Raw genomic sequence first — 15,408 nt, 5'->3', positions numbered from 1 at the left:
TGCCGAGAAGCTCGCCGTCAACCCTGCTGGCTATCCACCGCGCAGTTGATCATCCAGGACACACCGAAACGGTCGGTGAGCATGGCGAAACGCGTGGCCCAGAAGGTGGCCTGCAACTCCATCTGCACCGAACCGCCAGCCGACAGCGCGGCATACAGGCGCTCGGCCTCGGGCACGTTGTCCACCTGCAGGGAAACGGAACAGCCCTTGATGCCCTCATAGGGGTACTGCGGCAGATTGTCGGAGGCCATCAGCAGCTGGTCGCCGACCGTCAGGCACACGTGCATGATGCGTTGCTGGTACTCGGCCGGGACCTCCATCTCCTCCGGGCTGTCGGCGTAGCGCATCATTTCCAGCTGGCCGCCGAAAACTTCCGCGTAGCGGTTGAAGGCGGCCTCGCACTGGCCGTCGAACATCAGATAGGCATGAATCTTCATCACAGCACTCTCCTTAGTTTTCAATGCCGATGCGCGCGCGAATGCGGTCTTCCTGCTCGCGCAATTCGGGGGTGAACTCTTCGCCGAAATCCTCGGCCTCGAAGATCTGGCGGATCTCGATCTCGGAATCGCCGGGCATCGGGTTGGGGCAGCGCTTGACCCACTCGATGCATTCAGCGAGCGAGGCCACCCGGAAGATCCAGAAGCCGGCGATCAGCTCCTTGGTTTCCGCGAAGGGGCCGTCGATCACCGTGCGTTGACTGCCGGCAAAGCGCACCCGCGCGCCCTTGCTGCTGGGCTGCAGACCTTCGCCGGCGAGCATCACGCCGGCCTCCACCAGTTCCTCGTTGTAGCGCCCCATCGCCGCCAGCAGCTCCTCGCTGGGCATCACACCGGCTTCGGAATCCGCGGTGGCCTTGACTATCACCATGAAACGCATCGCCTGTCTCCTTGTTCGAGTCGAAGTAGCGCAGGGGTCTCCCTACGGCTGACACTGAACCCATGGCTGGGGTTCTGAAGACTAGTCGAGCGGGCGACGGACGATTCGACAGCGATCAGAAAAAAATTTCAGGCCGCGGATAAAGACGACGGAGGCGTGCATGGCGAAATCCTTTCCGAACCATCAACGAAGCGCCGAGCACAATCCCGTAACGAGCGCCGTGCGTAGCGGTGCAGGCAACCAGGGCATGCGGACGCTGGCCATCCGATCTGGCGGGCGCAAGGAGCCATCATCAAGGGCCGGAAGCGCCCGATATCCTTTGGCCGCGACAGGCGCGACCATTATCGGACTCTCCGGCTGGACGGTACGACCAGTGCCGATTGGCACTGGTCGCCATCTTCGCTGGATCAACCGGCCGTAACGGTCATGCCGCCATCTGCCATGACCACCGATCCGACGATGAAGCTGGCCCGATCCGAGGCGAGGAATGCCACCACCTCGGCGATCTCCTCCGGTTGAGCCGCACGGCCGATGGGGGCGGCCTCGCCATGCTGCGCCAGGAACCCCGGGCCATCCTCGACCACGTCGTTGAGGATGTTGGTGATGACGTCGCCGACGCCGATGGCATTGACCCGGATGCCGTGCTCGATGGCTTCGAGTGCCAGGGTGCGGGTCAGCTGAGCCAGCGCGCCCTTGGAGGCGGTGTAAGCAGCAATGGTCGGGAAGGCGAAGTAGGAGGCGTAGGAGGCGATGTTGATGATGGCGCCCGACTTGTTCGGCATCATTGCCTTGACCGCCTCGCGGGAATGCAGGAAGGCCGCGGTGGCGTTCACCGCCTGGATACGCTCCCAATCTTCGCGCGTCATATCGATCACCAGCTTGTTGATGATGATGCCGGCGTTGTTGACCAGGATGTCCAGCCGGCCGAACTTCTCCACAGCCAGCCCGACGGCGCGCTCGGCGGCTCCGTCCTCGGTGATGTCAGCCACCAGCGGCACCAGCCCTGGGCGAGCGAGCTCCTCGACGGCAGGGTTAAGGTCCTCGGCGATGACCTTGGCTCCCCTCGCGTGCAGCATCAGTGCGATGGCCTTGCCGATACCGCTGGCTGCACCGGTAACCAGTGCAACTTTGCCGGCGACCTCTTGGATAACGGTGTTGTTGATAACAGTCATGGTGATCTCCTTCGTCACGAGCCAGCGAGAAATTCGCGGCCCAGCACCCTGAGGCGCTGTCGTTTTCGACGGGCTCACTGTCTCGCAATGCCATGAGTCGGGCTTTGGGATAATTGCCGGCGATGTCGGAGTTTTGCGCTGAACTGGTCCTGTCGGAGAAGGGCTGCTACGCCTGTATGTCCCTGTGGGCAAGCGAGTGTTCACGGCCTGTCGTTGAGCCCGGGATAAGATGGGATCAACGTTCGAGGGAAGAGAAATGATTCAGGGCCGGCCCCCTGCGCTGGCGGGCGCTGAGATCAAGGCTGAAGGGCTCTGCAAGCCGACGGACGAATCTATCAACAGGCTTATGTTCTGTTCGTGCGCGTCGAAAACGGCAAGCCGGCTTCCAGCCGCGCATGCCTCGATCCGGCCAGGGCTGCGATCGTCCTGGACGCACCAGAGTCGGGCTGGTGGACCGAGCGCTGCAACCTGCTCGAAAACGGCGCGCTGCGTTACCCTAACGGTGCCGCCCCCTGCGCGGGGCATCGCCGATGGAGAACCTGTGGGCCCTCTCGAATCTGACGAGCGCGCTGCCAGCGGTCAGCAACGCATCGCCGCCGAATCGATGCCGCAGCACCTACCGGGCATGCCTCGCCTATTGCCGGCACGCCCGCAGCTGCAGGACACCGTGATGCAGCTGTACAGCCATCACACCGTTACCGACCCGGTTCTGGTTCCTGCGGTTGTGGAGCCGTTGCTGGTGCTGGTTCTGGCCGGATCGGCCAGGGTCGAGGAGCGTTCACTCGGCGGGCAATGGCAAGCGGCAGAGGTGCAGGTCGGCGACTTCTTCCTGACCAGCACCAGCGAACCCTATGAGATGCGCTGGCAAACCCACGGCGCCGATTGCTTCGAGGTGATGCACCTCTATCTGGGTTTGCCGCTGATCGATCTGGCTGCACGCGAGGTGCTGGGCGATCAGCAAAGGTCGGTAACCTTTCGCGATATCTCCGGTGCCCGCGATGAGCGGGTGACCGCCATGTTGCAGCAGATACGCAAAGAGCTGGTCGACGAGCAGCAACCCAGCCCTCTGTTGGTGAATTGCCTGACCCAGGCGCTCGCGGTGCATCTGGTACGCAATTACCTGGATCCGCACAGCCAAACTCGTAGAGCCAATGCGCTGCAGGCGTACAAGCTTCGCCGTGTGGTCGAGGCGATGAACGAGCGCCTTGCCGAAGATTTCAGCCTGGCCTACCTGGCTCAGATTGCGGATCTCAGCGAATACCACTTCAGCCGGATGTTCAAACGCGCCACCGGCCTTTCACCCTCGCAGTATTTCATCCGTCTGCGCATGAACCGCGCCCGGAGTCTGCTGCTCGAGACCGACCGCAGCGTCATCGACATTGGGCTGGAGGTCGGGTATTCCAGCCCGAGTCACTTCTCGCAAGTGTTTCGCCGGGAGGTGGGCGTCACCCCCAGCGCCTATCGGCAAACCTGAGCCACGCAAGATCTCAGAGATTCTGGGGCAAGAAGCGCTCACTCAGATCCAGGGTTCGACCGGCAACGCGGAATTGTCCTCGCCCCTGGTAGTGCAACGTGGCCGGCTCGGTGACGGTCGATGCCACATGCCCCTTGACGACTTCCCAGATGAACAGACCGTACTCGTCAATCTGGCTGTCATCGGCCAAGCGGCACTCGAAGCTTGCGTAGCATTCGTCGATGAGGGGCGCCTTCACCCGCGTTGCAGGCGCCGCCGTCAGGCCACAGGTTGCGAATTTGTCGGAGGATCCGCCCGAACTGTTGCCCACGGCGACGACGGCCTCGACCAGGTCGGCGGTCGGTACGTTGATCACGCATTCCCGGCTTCGGCGGATCAGCTCATGACTATGGTTGCCTTCCCAGATGTAGCAACCGAATAGCGCAGGCCTGAACTGCATCATCATGTGCCAACCCATGGTCATGATGTTGCGCTCACCTCGCCAACTGGAGGTGACCAGGACTATCGGGCCCGTCTCGAGATGACGTCGGGTTTCGACCAGCGGAAAGTCGGTTTTCTGATAGCGGCGCATGCCCGTCTCCTCTGCTTGAACAATGGAGCGCCAGGCTCCCGCAGTCCCGGCGCCTTTGCTGTCGCGAGCCTGCCTACCCTGTCGGGGAATTGCGGCCAGAAGAAGCCGGGCATCTGCGCGGCTTTTGATGCGCCTGGGACACGAGGTCCGACGACCACGGACTCGAATGGCGACTGGTTATAGTCGATCACTTGCGAGGCGCCGTGACGCGGGGATGGCTGGTGCCAGCAAGCGGAGCAGTCATCCGCTCAACGGATAGTGAGGTGGGCCGCCAGGAAATCCATGAACACTCTGACCCTGGTGGGCAACCGCCCCCCTTGCCCCACGTAGACCGCGTGGACCTCGGTTTTCACCGCGGGCAGGTAATCCTCCAGCACCGGCAGAAGCCTGCCTGCGGCCAGATCCTGCTCGACCTGACAGAAGCCGACGCGCGCGAGGCCGAGCCCCAGGAGCGCCAGGTCGCGGACGCCGTTGCCATCACTGACTCGAGCGTTGCCCGCCACCGGCACAGAGATCGCCTCGCCATTCTTTTCCCTGAAGCCCCACTCCATGGAAGGCTGGCTGAAGGTGAACCCCAAGCAGTTATGGGCCGCGAGCTCCGACGGCACCTGCGGGGTGCCGTGCGCTTCGAGATAGGCAGGCGATGCCACGATCAGGGTCCGAGTCTCCCCCAAACGTCTGGCGACCAGGTTCGAGTTCTTGAGCGGGCCACTGCGGATCGCGACGTCCGCGCGGGAGCTGATCAGGTCGACTACCTCGTCGCTCAGGTACACCTCTACCGAGACCCCTGGGTGGTGCTCGAGAAACTCGTTCAGCAGCGGCAGCAGATACAGTCGGCCGATGTCCACGTTGCAGTTGACCCGCACGATTCCCTGAGGCGCCGAACTGGCTGCAGCCTCCTGCTCCGCCTCATCGAGAGCGGCCAGGATGGTCAGGCAGCGCTCATAGAAGGCGGCCCCTTCGGGGGTCAGCAGTTGCCGACGCGTCGAGCGATTGAGCAGGCGGGCGCCGAGTCTGCTCTCCAAACGAGAAACCAGCTTGCTCACCGCCGAGGGGCTCATCGCGCAGCTTTTGGCCGCTGCCGTATAACCGCCGTCCTCGACGACCCTGACGAAGACGCTCATTTCGGCGAAGCAGTTTATGTCTAGCCGTCTCATATGAATTCAAGTCACAAGTGGTATGCCTGAGGGCCGGCTATATCGGCCGGATCATCGCTCTTACGCTGTTTCCCAGAGCCCGAGCTGAACCTCGAAATTCAGCAACAGACGTGCCACCGCAAGCGGAAATGTGTCGGGAGGATGAGATGAACAGCAAGGTCAAACTGATCCTGATCTACGAAGGAAACGACGAAGAAGCCATCGGCCCTGCGTTGGCGAGATGGGCCTCGGTGGTTATAGCGCAACGCGCCGAATTCGACTGCTGCCTGCTCGATACCTCTCAGCAGCGAGCAGCGCTTGGTCAACTCGCCAGGGCCGATGCCTTCCTGATCCTCGCGTCGGAACAAAGCCATGGTTACTCCGCCGAACTGAAGGCCTTCATCGACCAGGCGACGATTCGCTGGCAGGCCAGGCCGGTGGCCTTCATTGGCTACGGCGGTGAATCGGGTGGCATGAACGCCATAGCTCAGCTTCGCCAGGTCCTGGCGGGGCAGCACGCCGTTCCCATCTGCAGCGTAGTCACACTGCCCAATCCGTGGGCGCTATTGGATGAGAATGGATCTTGTCGCTTGTCGGATCAGGCAAGAATTCCCATGGCACGCATGTTGGTTCTACTTAACTGGTGGGCAATAGCCCTGAGGTCAGCACGGGAGCAAAAGCCTTATGAGCTGGTGAGCCAGTAACGGCACTTATGCAGGATTAGGCAATAACTGCGCAGTAATCGATTAACGACTACCAGTCCCTTAACCCTAATCTTTTTCCAGGCCCATTTGCGGGTGAACAGTGAACCGGAGAGGAAAAGACCATGAAGAATGTTGAAGGCAAGGTCATCGTCATTACTGGCGCCAGCAGCGGTATTGGTGAAGCCACTGCACGGCTGCTGGCCAGCCGCGGAGCGAAGGTGATGCTGGGTGCTCGGCGCACTGACCGTCTCGAGCAGATTGCAGGCGAGATTCAGGGAGCCGGTGGGACTGCCGCGTTTCGGGCCCTCGACGTGACCAGCAGACAGGACGTCCGGGACTTCATTGACTTCACCGCCACGCGCTTCGGTCGGGTCGATGTCCTGATCAACAACGCGGGTGTAATGCCGCTTTCCAAACTCGAAGCACTCAAGGTGGACGAGTGGGACCGCATGATCGATGTCAACATCCGTGGGGTGCTGCACGGCATCGCAGCGACTCTTCCGCTGATGCAGCAGCAACGCGCCGGGCAGATCATCAACATCGCCTCGATTGGTGCATACGCCGTCAGTCCGACCGCGGCTGTCTACTGTGCGACCAAGTACGCCGTGCGAGCCATTTCCGAGGGCCTCCGGCAGGAGGTCGGCGGCGACATCCGGGTGACCGTCATCGCACCTGGCGTAACCGAATCCGAGCTGGCTGACAGCATCTCCGATGAGGGCGGTCGCGCCGAAATGGTGGAATTCCGCAAGATCGCCATCCCTGCCGAGGCCATAGCTCGAGCAATCGCCTATGCCGTCGAACAGCCCGCGGACGTAGACGTCAGCGAGCTGATCGTGCGGCCCACGGCGAGCCCCTTCTGACCGTTGAGCAACTACGCGGCTGGCCTTCTGTGAGGCCAGCTAGCGCGCAGGCTCGCGCAGCCGCATCGCCAAGACCAGGCAAGTCGCATCTTTCCCAAGCAGAGGATCAGCAAAATGGCGAAACCGTCGGGAGATCAGAACAAGAACGTTGGCATGTGGGTGACCGCGGATGGCCGCATTCGTCACGAGCTGCTTGCCGGTGGCCGCTATGACGAAGCCCGCGGCAAGAAGAAAAGTGCCTATCAGGGGCGCTACTGGCTTGAGGGCGACCATATCGAATACGTGGACGATACCGGCTTCACCGCAGATGGCGAGTTCCGTGATGGTGTGCTCTACCACGCCGGGATGGTTCTCTATCGCGAAGAGATGGAATCCTAACTAGGAGCTGACCGTCCGCTATTGGCCGAAAGCAGCCATCCTCAAAACAACCTCAAAGCATCCCGCCCCAAGGCGAGCGGGTTGCTATTCAGAAGGCGCTTCAAAACCTGCAAGCCATTGCCCGGCGCGCGCACCATACCGGCCCGCCTATCAGGGCGCCAGGCGCTCGCGCAGCCAACCCTCGCCCTGCAGGCGGTAGTTGAGGCGGTCGTGCAAGCGGCTCGGGCGGCCCTGCCAGAATTCGATGCGCTCGGGCAGCAGGCGGTAGCCGCCCCAGTACGGCGGGCAGTGCGGCGCCTGGTCATGAAAGCGCCGCTCGGTCTCGGCCAGCAGCCCTTCGAGCTCGTCGCGCCCGGCGATCACCCGGCTCTGCGGCGAGGCCCAGGCGCCAATGCGGCTGCCCAGCGGACGGACCTGGTAGTAGGCGTCGGACTCGCCGGGGGTGACCCGTTCCACCCGCCCTTCAATGCGCACCTGGCGCTCCAGGCTGGGCCAGAAGAAGGTCATCGCGGCGAACGGACGCGCCGCCAGCTGGCGCCCCTTGGCGCTGTCGTAGTTGCTGAAGAAGGTGAAGCCGCGCTCGTCGAGGCCCTTGAGCAGCAGCACCCGGCAGTGCGGGCGGCCCTCCTCGTCCACCGTGGCCAGGGTCATGGCATTGGGTTCGACCGGCAGTTGCTCGGTCTTCACCGCCTCGGCGAACCATTGGTGGAACAGGGCGAATGGTTCCAGCGGGGCCTGGGCTTCGCTCAGGCCGTCGCGGGTGTAGTCGCGGCGCATATCGGCCAGCGTCTGGGTCATGGCAGTTCCTCACGATGGGGAAATGCCGCCAAGCTTACTCCGACTTGCTGCTTTTTCCTTGATCTACGGCAGCCACCTTGGGTCCGGCGGCGGGGTCTGCCTTGGCCGGCCGGCTGTACTTGGCGATCAGCCCATGCATGGTGTCGCGCGAGGTCAGGAGGATTTCCACGCGGCGGTTGAGGGCACGGCCGGCGGCGCTGTCGTTGGCCGCACGCGGCGCATCGGAACCGAGGCCCAGCACCTGCAGGCGGTTCTGCTTGAGGCCGCTCAGGCGGAAGATCGAGGTCACGGCGCGCGCACGCTGGTCGCTCAGCTCGCGGTTGCGGCCGGCATCGCCGCTGCTGTCGGCATGCCCGAGCACCACCACCGCGACGTCTTCGTCGGCTTCCAGCAGCTTGGCCACGCGGGTGATCGGGCCGAGGCTCACTGGCAGCAGCATGTGCGGGCGGTCCGGGTTGAACGAGCCCTGCACCGGAGCGGTGACCACCAGCAGGTTCTCGCGCCGTTCGAACTCGAAGTGGCTGCCCTTGACCGCCTCGCGCAAGCGCGGCTCGTACTCGTCGAGCCAGGCGCGGGTCACCTGCGGCGGCGGCATGACCGCCGCTTTGGCGACTTCCTTCTTTTCCGAGCCGGCGCAACCGGCGATCAGCAGGCAGCAGGTGAAAGCGAAGATCTTATTGGCGCGCATGAAGCCCCCAGGTTCTAACAGTCAAAGCGGATTTATTCACAACTTATGTTGCCGGGCAGTGTAGACCGGCCGTTACAGGCATTGCGCCAACTCGCGCGCAAGTTTCTGCGCACGTGGGTCCATCAAGACGAACGGTCCCAGATTGTTGGTGACGAAGCCGAATGCCACGTCGCGCTCCGGGTCGGCGAAACCGCTGGAGCCGCCCGCGCCGGGATGGCCGAAGGCGTAGGGCCCCATGCCGTAGGTGGCGTTGGCCAGTTGGGCCTGGTCGAGCATGCAGCCGAGGCCGAAGCGGGTACTGGTGAGCAGCGTGCGGTCCTCGCCGACACAGTGCTCACGGGTCATTTCTCCGAGCAGCTCGCCATCGAGCAGGCTGCCGTCGAGCAAGCCGGCGTAGAAGCCGGCCAGGCTGCGCGCGTTGCCGTGGCCATTGGCCGCCGGCTGCTGCATGCGCCGCCACTCGGGCTTGTTGGTGCTGGTCATGATCGACGGCGGGTTGGTGAAGGCGCGCGTGCTCAGCGCCGTCGGCTCGCTCATCATCACCTTGAGCAGGCGCTGCGCCGCGGCATCGCCGAGGTTGCCCTTGCCGCGGGCGATATGGGCGACGCGATCGAATTCGCTGTCAGCCAGGCCGACATGAAAATCCAGCCCCAGCGGGCGGGCGATGCGCGCGGCGATGCTGTCGCCGGGCCCGCGCCCTTCGACGCGGCGGATCAGCTCGCCGATCAGCCAGCCATAGGTAATGGGTGCGTAGCCATGGCCCTCGCCCAGCGGCCACCAGGGTTCTTCGGCGGCCAGCGCGGCGGTCATGGTCGGCCAGTCGTACAGCGCTTCGGCCGGCAGCATCTGATGCAGCGCCGGCAGGCCGGCCTGATGGCAGAGCAGGTGGCGCAGGGTGATGCGCTGTTTGCCGGCGGCGGCGAACTCGGGCCAGTAACGCGCCACTGGCGCGTCCAGCTCCAGCTTGCCCTCGCCGACCAGCTGCAGGGCGACCACGGCGGCGAAGGGTTTGGTGCAGGAGAACAGGTTGGCGATGGTGTCGCTGTGCCAGGCCTGCTGGCCGTCCTTGTCCATCACCCCGGCCCACAGGTCCACCACGGTCTCGCCGCCGATCTGCACGCAGAGCGCGGCGCCGCGCTCCTGCGGGTCGTCGAACAGCGCGGCGAAGGCCTCCTTCACCGCTTCGAAGCGCAAGTCGAAATAACCCTGAACCTGCACGCCTGACTCCTAGCTCACTGAATTGCCGCGCATTGTTCCAGCCCGCGGGCGCCTTGGGAACCGCTGGCAATCGGCAATCAGCCCGCAGCCCGCGGGCTTCAGTGAATTTCCCGACGAAAGGGCGGCAGCGCGTTGAGAATCGCCTTGCCGTAGCGCTGGGTGACCACCCGGCGGTCGAGCAGGGTGATGGTGCCGCGGTCGGCCTCGGTGCGCAGCAGGCGGCCGCAGGCCTGGACCAGACGCAGGGAAGCGTCGGGCACGGCGATTTCCATGAAGGGGTTGCCGCCGCGCGCCTCGATCCACTCGGCCAGCGCCGCCTCCACCGGGTCGTCCGGCACGGCGAAGGGAATCTTGGCGATCACCACGTGCTCGCAATAGGCGCCGGGCAGGTCGACCCCCTCGGCGAAGCTGGCCAGGCCGAACAACACGCTCTCCTCACCGGAATCGACCCGCGCCTTGTGCTTGTTCAGGGTCTCCTGCTTGGACAGGTTGCCCTGGATGAACACCCGCTTGCGCCAGTCGCGGTCGAGGCCGTCGAACACCTCCTGCATCTGCTTGCGCGAGGAAAACAGCACCAGGGTGCCGCGACTGCCCGCCACCAGGCCGGGCAACTCGCGGACGATGGCCGCGGTGTGCGCCGCCGCCTCGCGCGGGTCGGCCTTGAGGTCGGGCACCCGCAGCACGCCGGCATCTGCATGGTGGAAGGGGCTCGGCACCACGGCGCTGACCGCCGCCTTGGGCAGGCCGGCGCGCATGCGGTAACGGTCGAAGGTGCCCAGGGCGGTCAGGGTGGCCGAGGTCACCAGGGCGCCATGGGCGACGTTCCACAGGTTGCGGCGCAGGGTCTCGGCGGCGAGGATCGGGCTGGCGTTGACCTCGATGTCGAACAGCGCGCCGCCATCGGCCAGGGTCAGCCAGCGCGCCATCGGCGGGCTTTCCTCGGGGTCTTCGGCGGTGAAGGCCAGCCACAGTTCCCAGTTGCCCTTGGCCCGCGCCAGCAGGCTGCCGAACAGCGGGTACCACTCCTCGGCCTGGTGGCTGGCGATGCCGTTGGCGCCCTCGCCGTCCATGGCCTCCTTGAGCAGTTCGGTGACGCCGGTGAACAGATCGTTGAGCTTGGAAAAGCCCTTTTTCAGCTCCAGGCCCAGCTCGCGCAGGTGCTCGGGGACCACGCCGCCGACGAAGCGGTGACGCGGGCGCTCGCGGCCTTCCATGTCCTCGCCGGCCTTGAAGTCGGCGAGCTGCTCGCAGGCGGCGAACATGAACTGCTGCTGGGTCTTGAGCTCGCGGGCCAGCTCCGGCACCTGTTCGATCAAGCGGCCGAGATCGCCCGGCAGCGGGTTCTGCGCGAGCAGCTTGGTCAGGTTCTTGTCGATCTGGGTCAACCAGTCGGCGGTGGAACGAAGGCGGGTGAAGTGGGCGAAGTGGCCGATGGCCTTGTCCGGCAGGTGGTGGCCCTCGTCGAACACGTAGATGGTCTCGCGCGGGTCGGGCAGCACGGCACCGCCGCCGAGGGCCAGGTCGGCCAGCACCATGTCGTGGTTGGTGACGATCACGTCGACCTTGCCCATGCCTTCGCGGGCCTTGTAGAAGGCGCACTGCTGGAAGTTCGGGCAATGGCGGTTGGTGCACTGGCTGTGGTCGGTGGTCAGCTGCGACCAGCGGCTGTCCTCCAGCTCCTCGGGCCAGCTGTCGCGGTCACCGTCCCACTTGTTGCCGGCCAGCTTCTCGATCATCGCGGTGAACAGCTTCTGGCCCTGCTCGTCGACATCGATGCGAAAGCCTTCCTCCTCGAACAGCTGGGCGGTGGCGCTCTGCGCGGCGCCGTCCTGCAGCAGGTGGTCGAGCTTGGACAGACACAGGTAGCGGCCACGGCCCTTGGCCAGGGCGAAGCTGAAATTCAAGCCGCTGTTGCGCAACAGGTCCGGCAGGTCCTTGTGCACGATCTGCTCCTGCAGGGCGACCGTGGCGGTGGCGATCACCAGGCGCTTGCCGGCCGCCTTGGCGGTAGGAATGGTGGCCAGGCTGTAGGCCACGGTCTTGCCGGTACCGGTGCCCGCCTCCACCGCGACCACGGCGGGCTCGCCCAGGCGCTTGCCCTCGTCGTCGGTCTTGATCGCGCCGAGCACCTTGGCGATCTCGGCGATCATCAGGCGCTGGCCATAGCGCGGCTTGAGCGACTTGGCCTCGAGAAAGCGGGAATAGGCGCCCTGGATCTGGGACTTGAGTTCGGTACTGAGCATGGGATCTAGGGCGAAAAAGGCTGGATAAATTTTCAGTGTTTGAGCATCGGCCGCTATCATAGCGCGCTAATCGCTTCGGCGCAGATTCCATCGCGCCGCCCCTACCTCGACCGGAGACGCCGCATGACGCCTTACGCCCCGCTCTACACCCTGCACCTGTTGGCCGCCCTGATCTGGGTCGGCGGCATGTTCTTCGCCTGGATGATCCTGCGCCCGGCCGCGGTTCAGGTGCTGGAGGCGCCGGCGCGGCTGCGCCTGTGGCTGAGCGTGTTCCAGCGCTTCTTCGTCTGGGTGTGGGCGGCGGTGCTGGTGCTGCCGGTCAGCGGCGTGGGCATGCTGCACCTGGGCTACGGCGGTTTCGATGCGGCGCCGCGCTACGTGCACATCATGATGGGGCTGTACCTGGCCATGCTGGCGCTGTTCCTGCGCATCCAGGCCTTGCAGCTGCCGGAACTGCGCCGCGCGGTGGAAGCCGAGAACTGGCCGGCCGGCGGCGAGGTCCTGGGCAGGATTCGCAAGGTGGTGGGCAGCAACCTGCTGATCGGCCTGCTGCTGGTGAGCATCGCGGCGCTGCGGCCGGGCTTCTGAGGCAAGCAGGCGAGCCCGCGCGGGATCGTCGGGCCAAGCCTTGCGGGCTGCCTGTTGGGCTTCGCCGGGCTCAGCGCCAACCTACCCATCGGCGCGCATCGCGCACCGGGCGGGCAGAGGCGCGCGGCTAGAAGCGCACCACCTGCAGTTCGCCTTCGCGCCCCGGGCTGCCTTGCCGGCCGGGCTGGCCCGGCTGGCCGTCGGCGGCGCCATCGACGCTGTACAGCAGACAGCCCTTGCTCGCACCACCGCGCCCGGCCTTGCCGCCGACGCCGGGCACACCGCCGGCGCCGCCATCGAGCAGCACCTGGATGCTCTCCAGCGATGCCGCCTCCGGTACCTCCAGGCGCACCCGACCGCCCGCGGCGCCGGGTTTGCCGTCGCCGCCGTTCTGGCCGTCGTGGCCATGGCTGGCGCGCCCCCAGGTGCAGCCGCCGGCCTGGCCGTTGGCGCCGTCCAGGCCGCGATAGCCCGGCGCCCCGCGACCGCCGCGCACGTCCAGGGTCAACGACTGGATACTGGCCTGCTGCAGGCGCAGGCTCAGCTCGCGTCCCGCCGTGGCCGGCTTGAGCACCCCACCCGGCGCGCCCTGAGCGCTGATCCAGACGTCCGCGGCGACCGTCGCCTGGAGCACCTCGAGACGCAGCGGCTGCTCGCCGGGGGCGATGCCGATGCGCGCCGCGGGCCCCAGATGCAGTTCGCCGATATGCAGCTCAGTGACGCCGGCCGGAATCAGCAGGGTGCCCTGCTCGGCCACTTCCAGGCGTGCCAGCTGCAGCCGCGCCTCGGTCGCGGGCAGGCGCAACAGGCTGTGGGAAGCGACGCTGAGGTGGTTTTCGGCCCAGGCCGAAGCGCTGGCGAGGCACAGCAGCAGGGCCAGGTTACGCATGGGCCACCTCCTCGCCGCCGAGCAGCGCCGGCTCCTGCTCCGGCATGGCCGATTGCAGGGCAAGCAGGTGGAACACGCCAAACAACAGGATCTGCACGCGATCCTGCCAGGGGTTGGTGCGCCCCTTGAGCAGGGCGGCGAACAGCCAGAGTTCCAGGCCATGGATCACCAGCAGCAACGCCGCCAGCAGATAGAGCAGTTGCTCGAAGGGGCTGCCCAGCCATTTCGCCAGGGCCGCGCCGAATGCCAGCCAGAACAATCCGGCCAGCGCCTTACCCAGCATCGTCAGTGCTTGCATCCCCGCCCTCGCCTGCTCTTTTTCTAGTTGTGCCGCACCTTAACCGCTTGCCTCCCGCATGACCAGAGCCGGAAAAACACGGGGGCCTTGCGGCCCCCATTGGCAACACGCACCGCTAGCGCGACACGTGCAGCTCGACGCGCCGGTTCTCGGCCCGCCCGGCATCGCTGCCGTTGTCCGCCACCGGCTGACTCTCGCCGCGGCCTTCGGTGCTGACCTTGCCGGCCGGCACGCCCTGGGCGATGAGGAAATCCGCCACGCTGCGCGCACGCCGCTCGGACAGGCCCTGGTTGTAGACATCGCTCCCCACCGAGTCGGTATGCCCGACCACCCGGACGCTGACCAGGTTGGCGCCGGTCAGGCGCGTGGCGACGTCGGCGAGCAAACCGCGCGCCTCGCCGGTCAGCTCGGCCGAATCGAAGGCGAACAGCACGTTGCCCAGATCGCTAAGGACGATGACCTCGGCCTGCGGCGTCTCCATCGGCGGCGCCTCGGCGACGCTGGCCGGGTATTGCGGTAACGGGCAGCCGTTATGGCCGACCGCGGTACCGGCGGGGGTGTCGGGACAGCGGTCGCGGCGGTCGAATACGCCATCGCCGTCCTCGTCGCCGTCCTGCGCGTAGCAGACGATGGTACCGAGCAGCGCACCGGCGACCGCGCCGCCTGCTGCCCAGGTGGAACTCTCGATTGCACCCAAGCCGCCACCGGCCAAGGCACCAATCGCACTGCACAGGGGCCAGTTCCCCTGGTTGAGCGGCGCGTCTCCCGTACTGGAAGTCGTGGCACAACCGGAAAGAACACTGCTGACCAAGAGAAGGGGGATAAACCTGGGAAGGTTCGCTCTCATGGTGGGGTTCTCCTGTGTTACCGGCCTTATGCCGGTATCACTGGAGTAAAGACGGCCGCCCCCCGCTGCACAAGAAAGCCCGCACTGCCCAGGCAACCCTGGACAGCGCGGGCTCGGTTGCCACGCGGGGCCGGCTCAGGGCTGAGCTTCGACCTCGGCTTCCACCCGACGGTTGATGGCGCGGCCGTCGCTGGTGGCGTTGTCGGCCACCGGGCGGCTTTCGCCATAGCCCACGGCCTGCACGCGACCGGACTCGACCCCGTACTGGTTGACCAGCACGTCACGCACCGCACCGGCACGGCGCTCGGACAGCCCCTGGTTGTAGGCATCGCTACCCACCGAGTCGGTGTGTCCTTCGACCACGGTGCTGGTCTGCGGGTATTGCTTCATGAAATCGGCCAGGGCTTTGATATCGCCATAGCTCTCTTCCTTGACCTGGGCCTTGTCGAAGTCGAACTTGACGTCCAGCTCGACCCGCACCGCCTCTGCCGGTTCGGCCACCACGACCTCCTCGACCACCACTTCCTCGACCACGGCAACCTGCTCCTCGGCGCCATGCACCCAGCAGTAGGCCGCGGCCATACCGGCGCCGAGCACGGCGCCGCCGCCGGCCCAGGTGGAACTTTCGATGGCCCCCAGCGCCGCGCCGCCAACACCGCCCACCGCCG

The 15,408-nt window shown here is 65.6% G+C and carries 17 protein-coding genes and 1 pseudogene; 5 read left to right on the top strand and 13 right to left on the bottom strand.

Features of this window, described 5'->3' with window-relative positions; genetic code table 11:
• Positions 1 to 17: 17 nt before the first annotated feature.
• The 3 genes from AC1G9C_RS06685 to AC1G9C_RS06675 form a co-directional block, all read right to left on the bottom strand.
• Positions 18 to 437 (bottom strand): VOC family protein, encoded by a 420-nt coding sequence (locus AC1G9C_RS06685; protein ID WP_480409757.1) that lies wholly within the window; start codon positions 435 to 437, stop codon positions 18 to 20.
• A 13-nt stretch (positions 438 to 450) separates the two neighbouring features.
• Positions 451 to 876 (bottom strand): YciI family protein, encoded by a 426-nt coding sequence (locus tag AC1G9C_RS06680; RefSeq protein ID WP_021443521.1) that lies wholly within the window; start codon positions 874 to 876, stop codon positions 451 to 453.
• A gap of 407 nt (positions 877 to 1,283) precedes the next feature.
• Positions 1,284 to 2,048: an SDR family NAD(P)-dependent oxidoreductase gene (locus AC1G9C_RS06675; protein WP_021444272.1), complete on the bottom strand. Its 765-nt coding sequence runs from the start codon at positions 2,046 to 2,048 to the stop codon at positions 1,284 to 1,286.
• 604 nt (positions 2,049 to 2,652) lie between these two features.
• Here AC1G9C_RS06675 and AC1G9C_RS06670 point away from each other — a divergent pair.
• Positions 2,653 to 3,522, top strand: coding sequence for a helix-turn-helix domain-containing protein (locus AC1G9C_RS06670; RefSeq protein WP_480410392.1), 870 nt, complete (start codon positions 2,653 to 2,655; stop codon positions 3,520 to 3,522).
• A gap of 13 nt (positions 3,523 to 3,535) precedes the next feature.
• Here the strand turns inward: AC1G9C_RS06670 and AC1G9C_RS06665 are convergent, their stop codons facing one another.
• Together AC1G9C_RS06665 and AC1G9C_RS06660 are read right to left on the bottom strand one after the other, a co-directional pair.
• Positions 3,536 to 4,093 (bottom strand): flavin reductase family protein, encoded by a 558-nt coding sequence (locus tag AC1G9C_RS06665; RefSeq protein WP_031303175.1) that lies wholly within the window; start codon positions 4,091 to 4,093, stop codon positions 3,536 to 3,538.
• Positions 4,094 to 4,341: 248 nt separating this feature from the next.
• Positions 4,342 to 5,250, bottom strand: a complete 909-nt coding sequence (locus tag AC1G9C_RS06660; RefSeq protein ID WP_480409756.1) for a LysR family transcriptional regulator — start codon at positions 5,248 to 5,250, stop codon at positions 4,342 to 4,344.
• 146 nt (positions 5,251 to 5,396) lie between these two features.
• Here AC1G9C_RS06660 and AC1G9C_RS06655 point away from each other — a divergent pair, with 146 nt between their 5' ends.
• The 3 genes from AC1G9C_RS06655 (at position 5,397) to AC1G9C_RS06645 (ending at position 7,171) form a co-directional block, all read left to right on the top strand.
• Complete coding sequence (locus AC1G9C_RS06655; RefSeq protein ID WP_480409755.1) at positions 5,397 to 5,933, top strand: NADPH-dependent FMN reductase; 537 nt, start codon at positions 5,397 to 5,399, stop codon at positions 5,931 to 5,933.
• Between the two features lie 122 nt (positions 5,934 to 6,055).
• Complete coding sequence (locus AC1G9C_RS06650; RefSeq protein WP_003239675.1) at positions 6,056 to 6,793, top strand: SDR family oxidoreductase; 738 nt, start codon at positions 6,056 to 6,058, stop codon at positions 6,791 to 6,793.
• A gap of 114 nt (positions 6,794 to 6,907) precedes the next feature.
• Positions 6,908 to 7,171, top strand: coding sequence for an Atu4866 domain-containing protein (locus AC1G9C_RS06645; RefSeq protein ID WP_480409754.1), 264 nt, complete (start codon positions 6,908 to 6,910; stop codon positions 7,169 to 7,171).
• 150 nt (positions 7,172 to 7,321) lie between these two features.
• Here AC1G9C_RS06645 and pdxH read toward each other — a convergent pair whose 3' ends face one another.
• The 4 genes from pdxH to dinG all read right to left on the bottom strand — a co-directional run bounded on the left by pdxH (position 7,322) and on the right by dinG (position 12,118).
• Positions 7,322 to 7,969: a pyridoxamine 5'-phosphate oxidase gene (pdxH, locus tag AC1G9C_RS06640; RefSeq protein ID WP_021442376.1), complete on the bottom strand. Its 648-nt coding sequence runs from the start codon at positions 7,967 to 7,969 to the stop codon at positions 7,322 to 7,324.
• Positions 7,970 to 8,003: 34 nt separating this feature from the next.
• Positions 8,004 to 8,657 (bottom strand): OmpA family protein, encoded by a 654-nt coding sequence (locus AC1G9C_RS06635; RefSeq protein WP_480409753.1) that lies wholly within the window; start codon positions 8,655 to 8,657, stop codon positions 8,004 to 8,006.
• 72 nt (positions 8,658 to 8,729) lie between these two features.
• Positions 8,730 to 9,875, bottom strand: a complete 1,146-nt coding sequence (locus AC1G9C_RS06630) for a serine hydrolase domain-containing protein (protein ID WP_397498268.1) — start codon at positions 9,873 to 9,875, stop codon at positions 8,730 to 8,732.
• A gap of 98 nt (positions 9,876 to 9,973) precedes the next feature.
• Positions 9,974 to 12,118 (bottom strand): ATP-dependent DNA helicase DinG, encoded by a 2,145-nt coding sequence (dinG, locus tag AC1G9C_RS06625; RefSeq protein ID WP_457787684.1) that lies wholly within the window; start codon positions 12,116 to 12,118, stop codon positions 9,974 to 9,976.
• Between the two features lie 123 nt (positions 12,119 to 12,241).
• On the opposite strand from dinG, the gene AC1G9C_RS06620 reads away from it, so the two are divergent.
• A complete protein-coding gene (locus AC1G9C_RS06620; protein ID WP_480409752.1) occupies positions 12,242 to 12,706 on the top strand; it encodes a CopD family protein in 465 nt (154 codons plus the stop codon).
• A 127-nt stretch (positions 12,707 to 12,833) separates the two neighbouring features.
• Here the strand turns inward: AC1G9C_RS06620 and AC1G9C_RS06615 are convergent, their stop codons facing one another.
• From AC1G9C_RS06615 to AC1G9C_RS06600, 4 genes and pseudogenes are all read right to left on the bottom strand, one after another.
• Positions 12,834 to 13,595 carry a collagen-like protein gene (locus AC1G9C_RS06615; protein WP_457787686.1) on the bottom strand — a complete coding sequence of 254 codons (762 nt, stop codon included), beginning with the start codon at positions 13,593 to 13,595 and terminating at the stop codon, positions 12,834 to 12,836.
• Positions 13,588 to 13,893, bottom strand: a complete 306-nt coding sequence (locus tag AC1G9C_RS06610; protein ID WP_122108690.1) for a DUF1145 domain-containing protein — start codon at positions 13,891 to 13,893, stop codon at positions 13,588 to 13,590. Before AC1G9C_RS06610 ends, AC1G9C_RS06615 begins: the two co-directional genes overlap by 8 nt.
• Positions 13,894 to 14,008: 115 nt before the next feature.
• Positions 14,009 to 14,740, bottom strand: a complete 732-nt coding sequence (locus tag AC1G9C_RS06605; RefSeq protein ID WP_480409751.1) for a PA1041 family peptidoglycan-binding anchor lipoprotein — start codon at positions 14,738 to 14,740, stop codon at positions 14,009 to 14,011.
• A 135-nt stretch (positions 14,741 to 14,875) separates the two neighbouring features.
• Positions 14,876 to 15,229 (bottom strand): annotated as a pseudogene (locus AC1G9C_RS06600) (OmpA family protein); the annotation flags it as partial.
• Positions 15,230 to 15,408: the final 179 nt, after the last annotated feature.

It is taken from the genome of Pseudomonas sp. ABa2 (assembly GCF_056676075.1).
The sequence above is the reverse complement of the archived record's forward strand: the minus strand, read 5'-3'. Positions and strand labels throughout refer to the sequence as shown.

Bases quoted from the DNA above. Each gene is read 5' to 3' on its own strand.
- AC1G9C_RS06670 (WP_480410392.1), top strand. From the start codon at position 2,653: ATGCCGCAGCACCTACCGGGCATGCCTCGCCTATTGCCGGCACGCCCG.
- AC1G9C_RS06615 (WP_457787686.1), bottom strand. From the start codon at position 13,595: ATGCGTAACCTGGCCCTGCTGCTGTGCCTCGCCAGCGCTTCGGCCTGG.
- AC1G9C_RS06665 (WP_031303175.1), bottom strand. From the start codon at position 4,093: ATGCGCCGCTATCAGAAAACCGACTTTCCGCTGGTCGAAACCCGACGT.
- AC1G9C_RS06605 (WP_480409751.1), bottom strand. From the start codon at position 14,740: ATGAGAGCGAACCTTCCCAGGTTTATCCCCCTTCTCTTGGTCAGCAGT.
- AC1G9C_RS06660 (WP_480409756.1), bottom strand. From the start codon at position 5,250: ATGAGACGGCTAGACATAAACTGCTTCGCCGAAATGAGCGTCTTCGTC.
- AC1G9C_RS06645 (WP_480409754.1), top strand. From the start codon at position 6,908: ATGGCGAAACCGTCGGGAGATCAGAACAAGAACGTTGGCATGTGGGTG.
- AC1G9C_RS06635 (WP_480409753.1), bottom strand. From the start codon at position 8,657: ATGCGCGCCAATAAGATCTTCGCTTTCACCTGCTGCCTGCTGATCGCC.
- AC1G9C_RS06685 (WP_480409757.1), bottom strand. From the start codon at position 437: ATGAAGATTCATGCCTATCTGATGTTCGACGGCCAGTGCGAGGCCGCC.
- AC1G9C_RS06655 (WP_480409755.1), top strand. From the start codon at position 5,397: ATGAACAGCAAGGTCAAACTGATCCTGATCTACGAAGGAAACGACGAA.
- AC1G9C_RS06680 (WP_021443521.1), bottom strand. From the start codon at position 876: ATGCGTTTCATGGTGATAGTCAAGGCCACCGCGGATTCCGAAGCCGGT.
- pdxH (WP_021442376.1), bottom strand. From the start codon at position 7,969: ATGACCCAGACGCTGGCCGATATGCGCCGCGACTACACCCGCGACGGC.
- AC1G9C_RS06610 (WP_122108690.1), bottom strand. From the start codon at position 13,893: ATGCAAGCACTGACGATGCTGGGTAAGGCGCTGGCCGGATTGTTCTGG.
- AC1G9C_RS06650 (WP_003239675.1), top strand. From the start codon at position 6,056: ATGAAGAATGTTGAAGGCAAGGTCATCGTCATTACTGGCGCCAGCAGC.
- dinG (WP_457787684.1), bottom strand. From the start codon at position 12,118: ATGCTCAGTACCGAACTCAAGTCCCAGATCCAGGGCGCCTATTCCCGC.
- AC1G9C_RS06675 (WP_021444272.1), bottom strand. From the start codon at position 2,048: ATGACTGTTATCAACAACACCGTTATCCAAGAGGTCGCCGGCAAAGTT.
- AC1G9C_RS06620 (WP_480409752.1), top strand. From the start codon at position 12,242: ATGACGCCTTACGCCCCGCTCTACACCCTGCACCTGTTGGCCGCCCTG.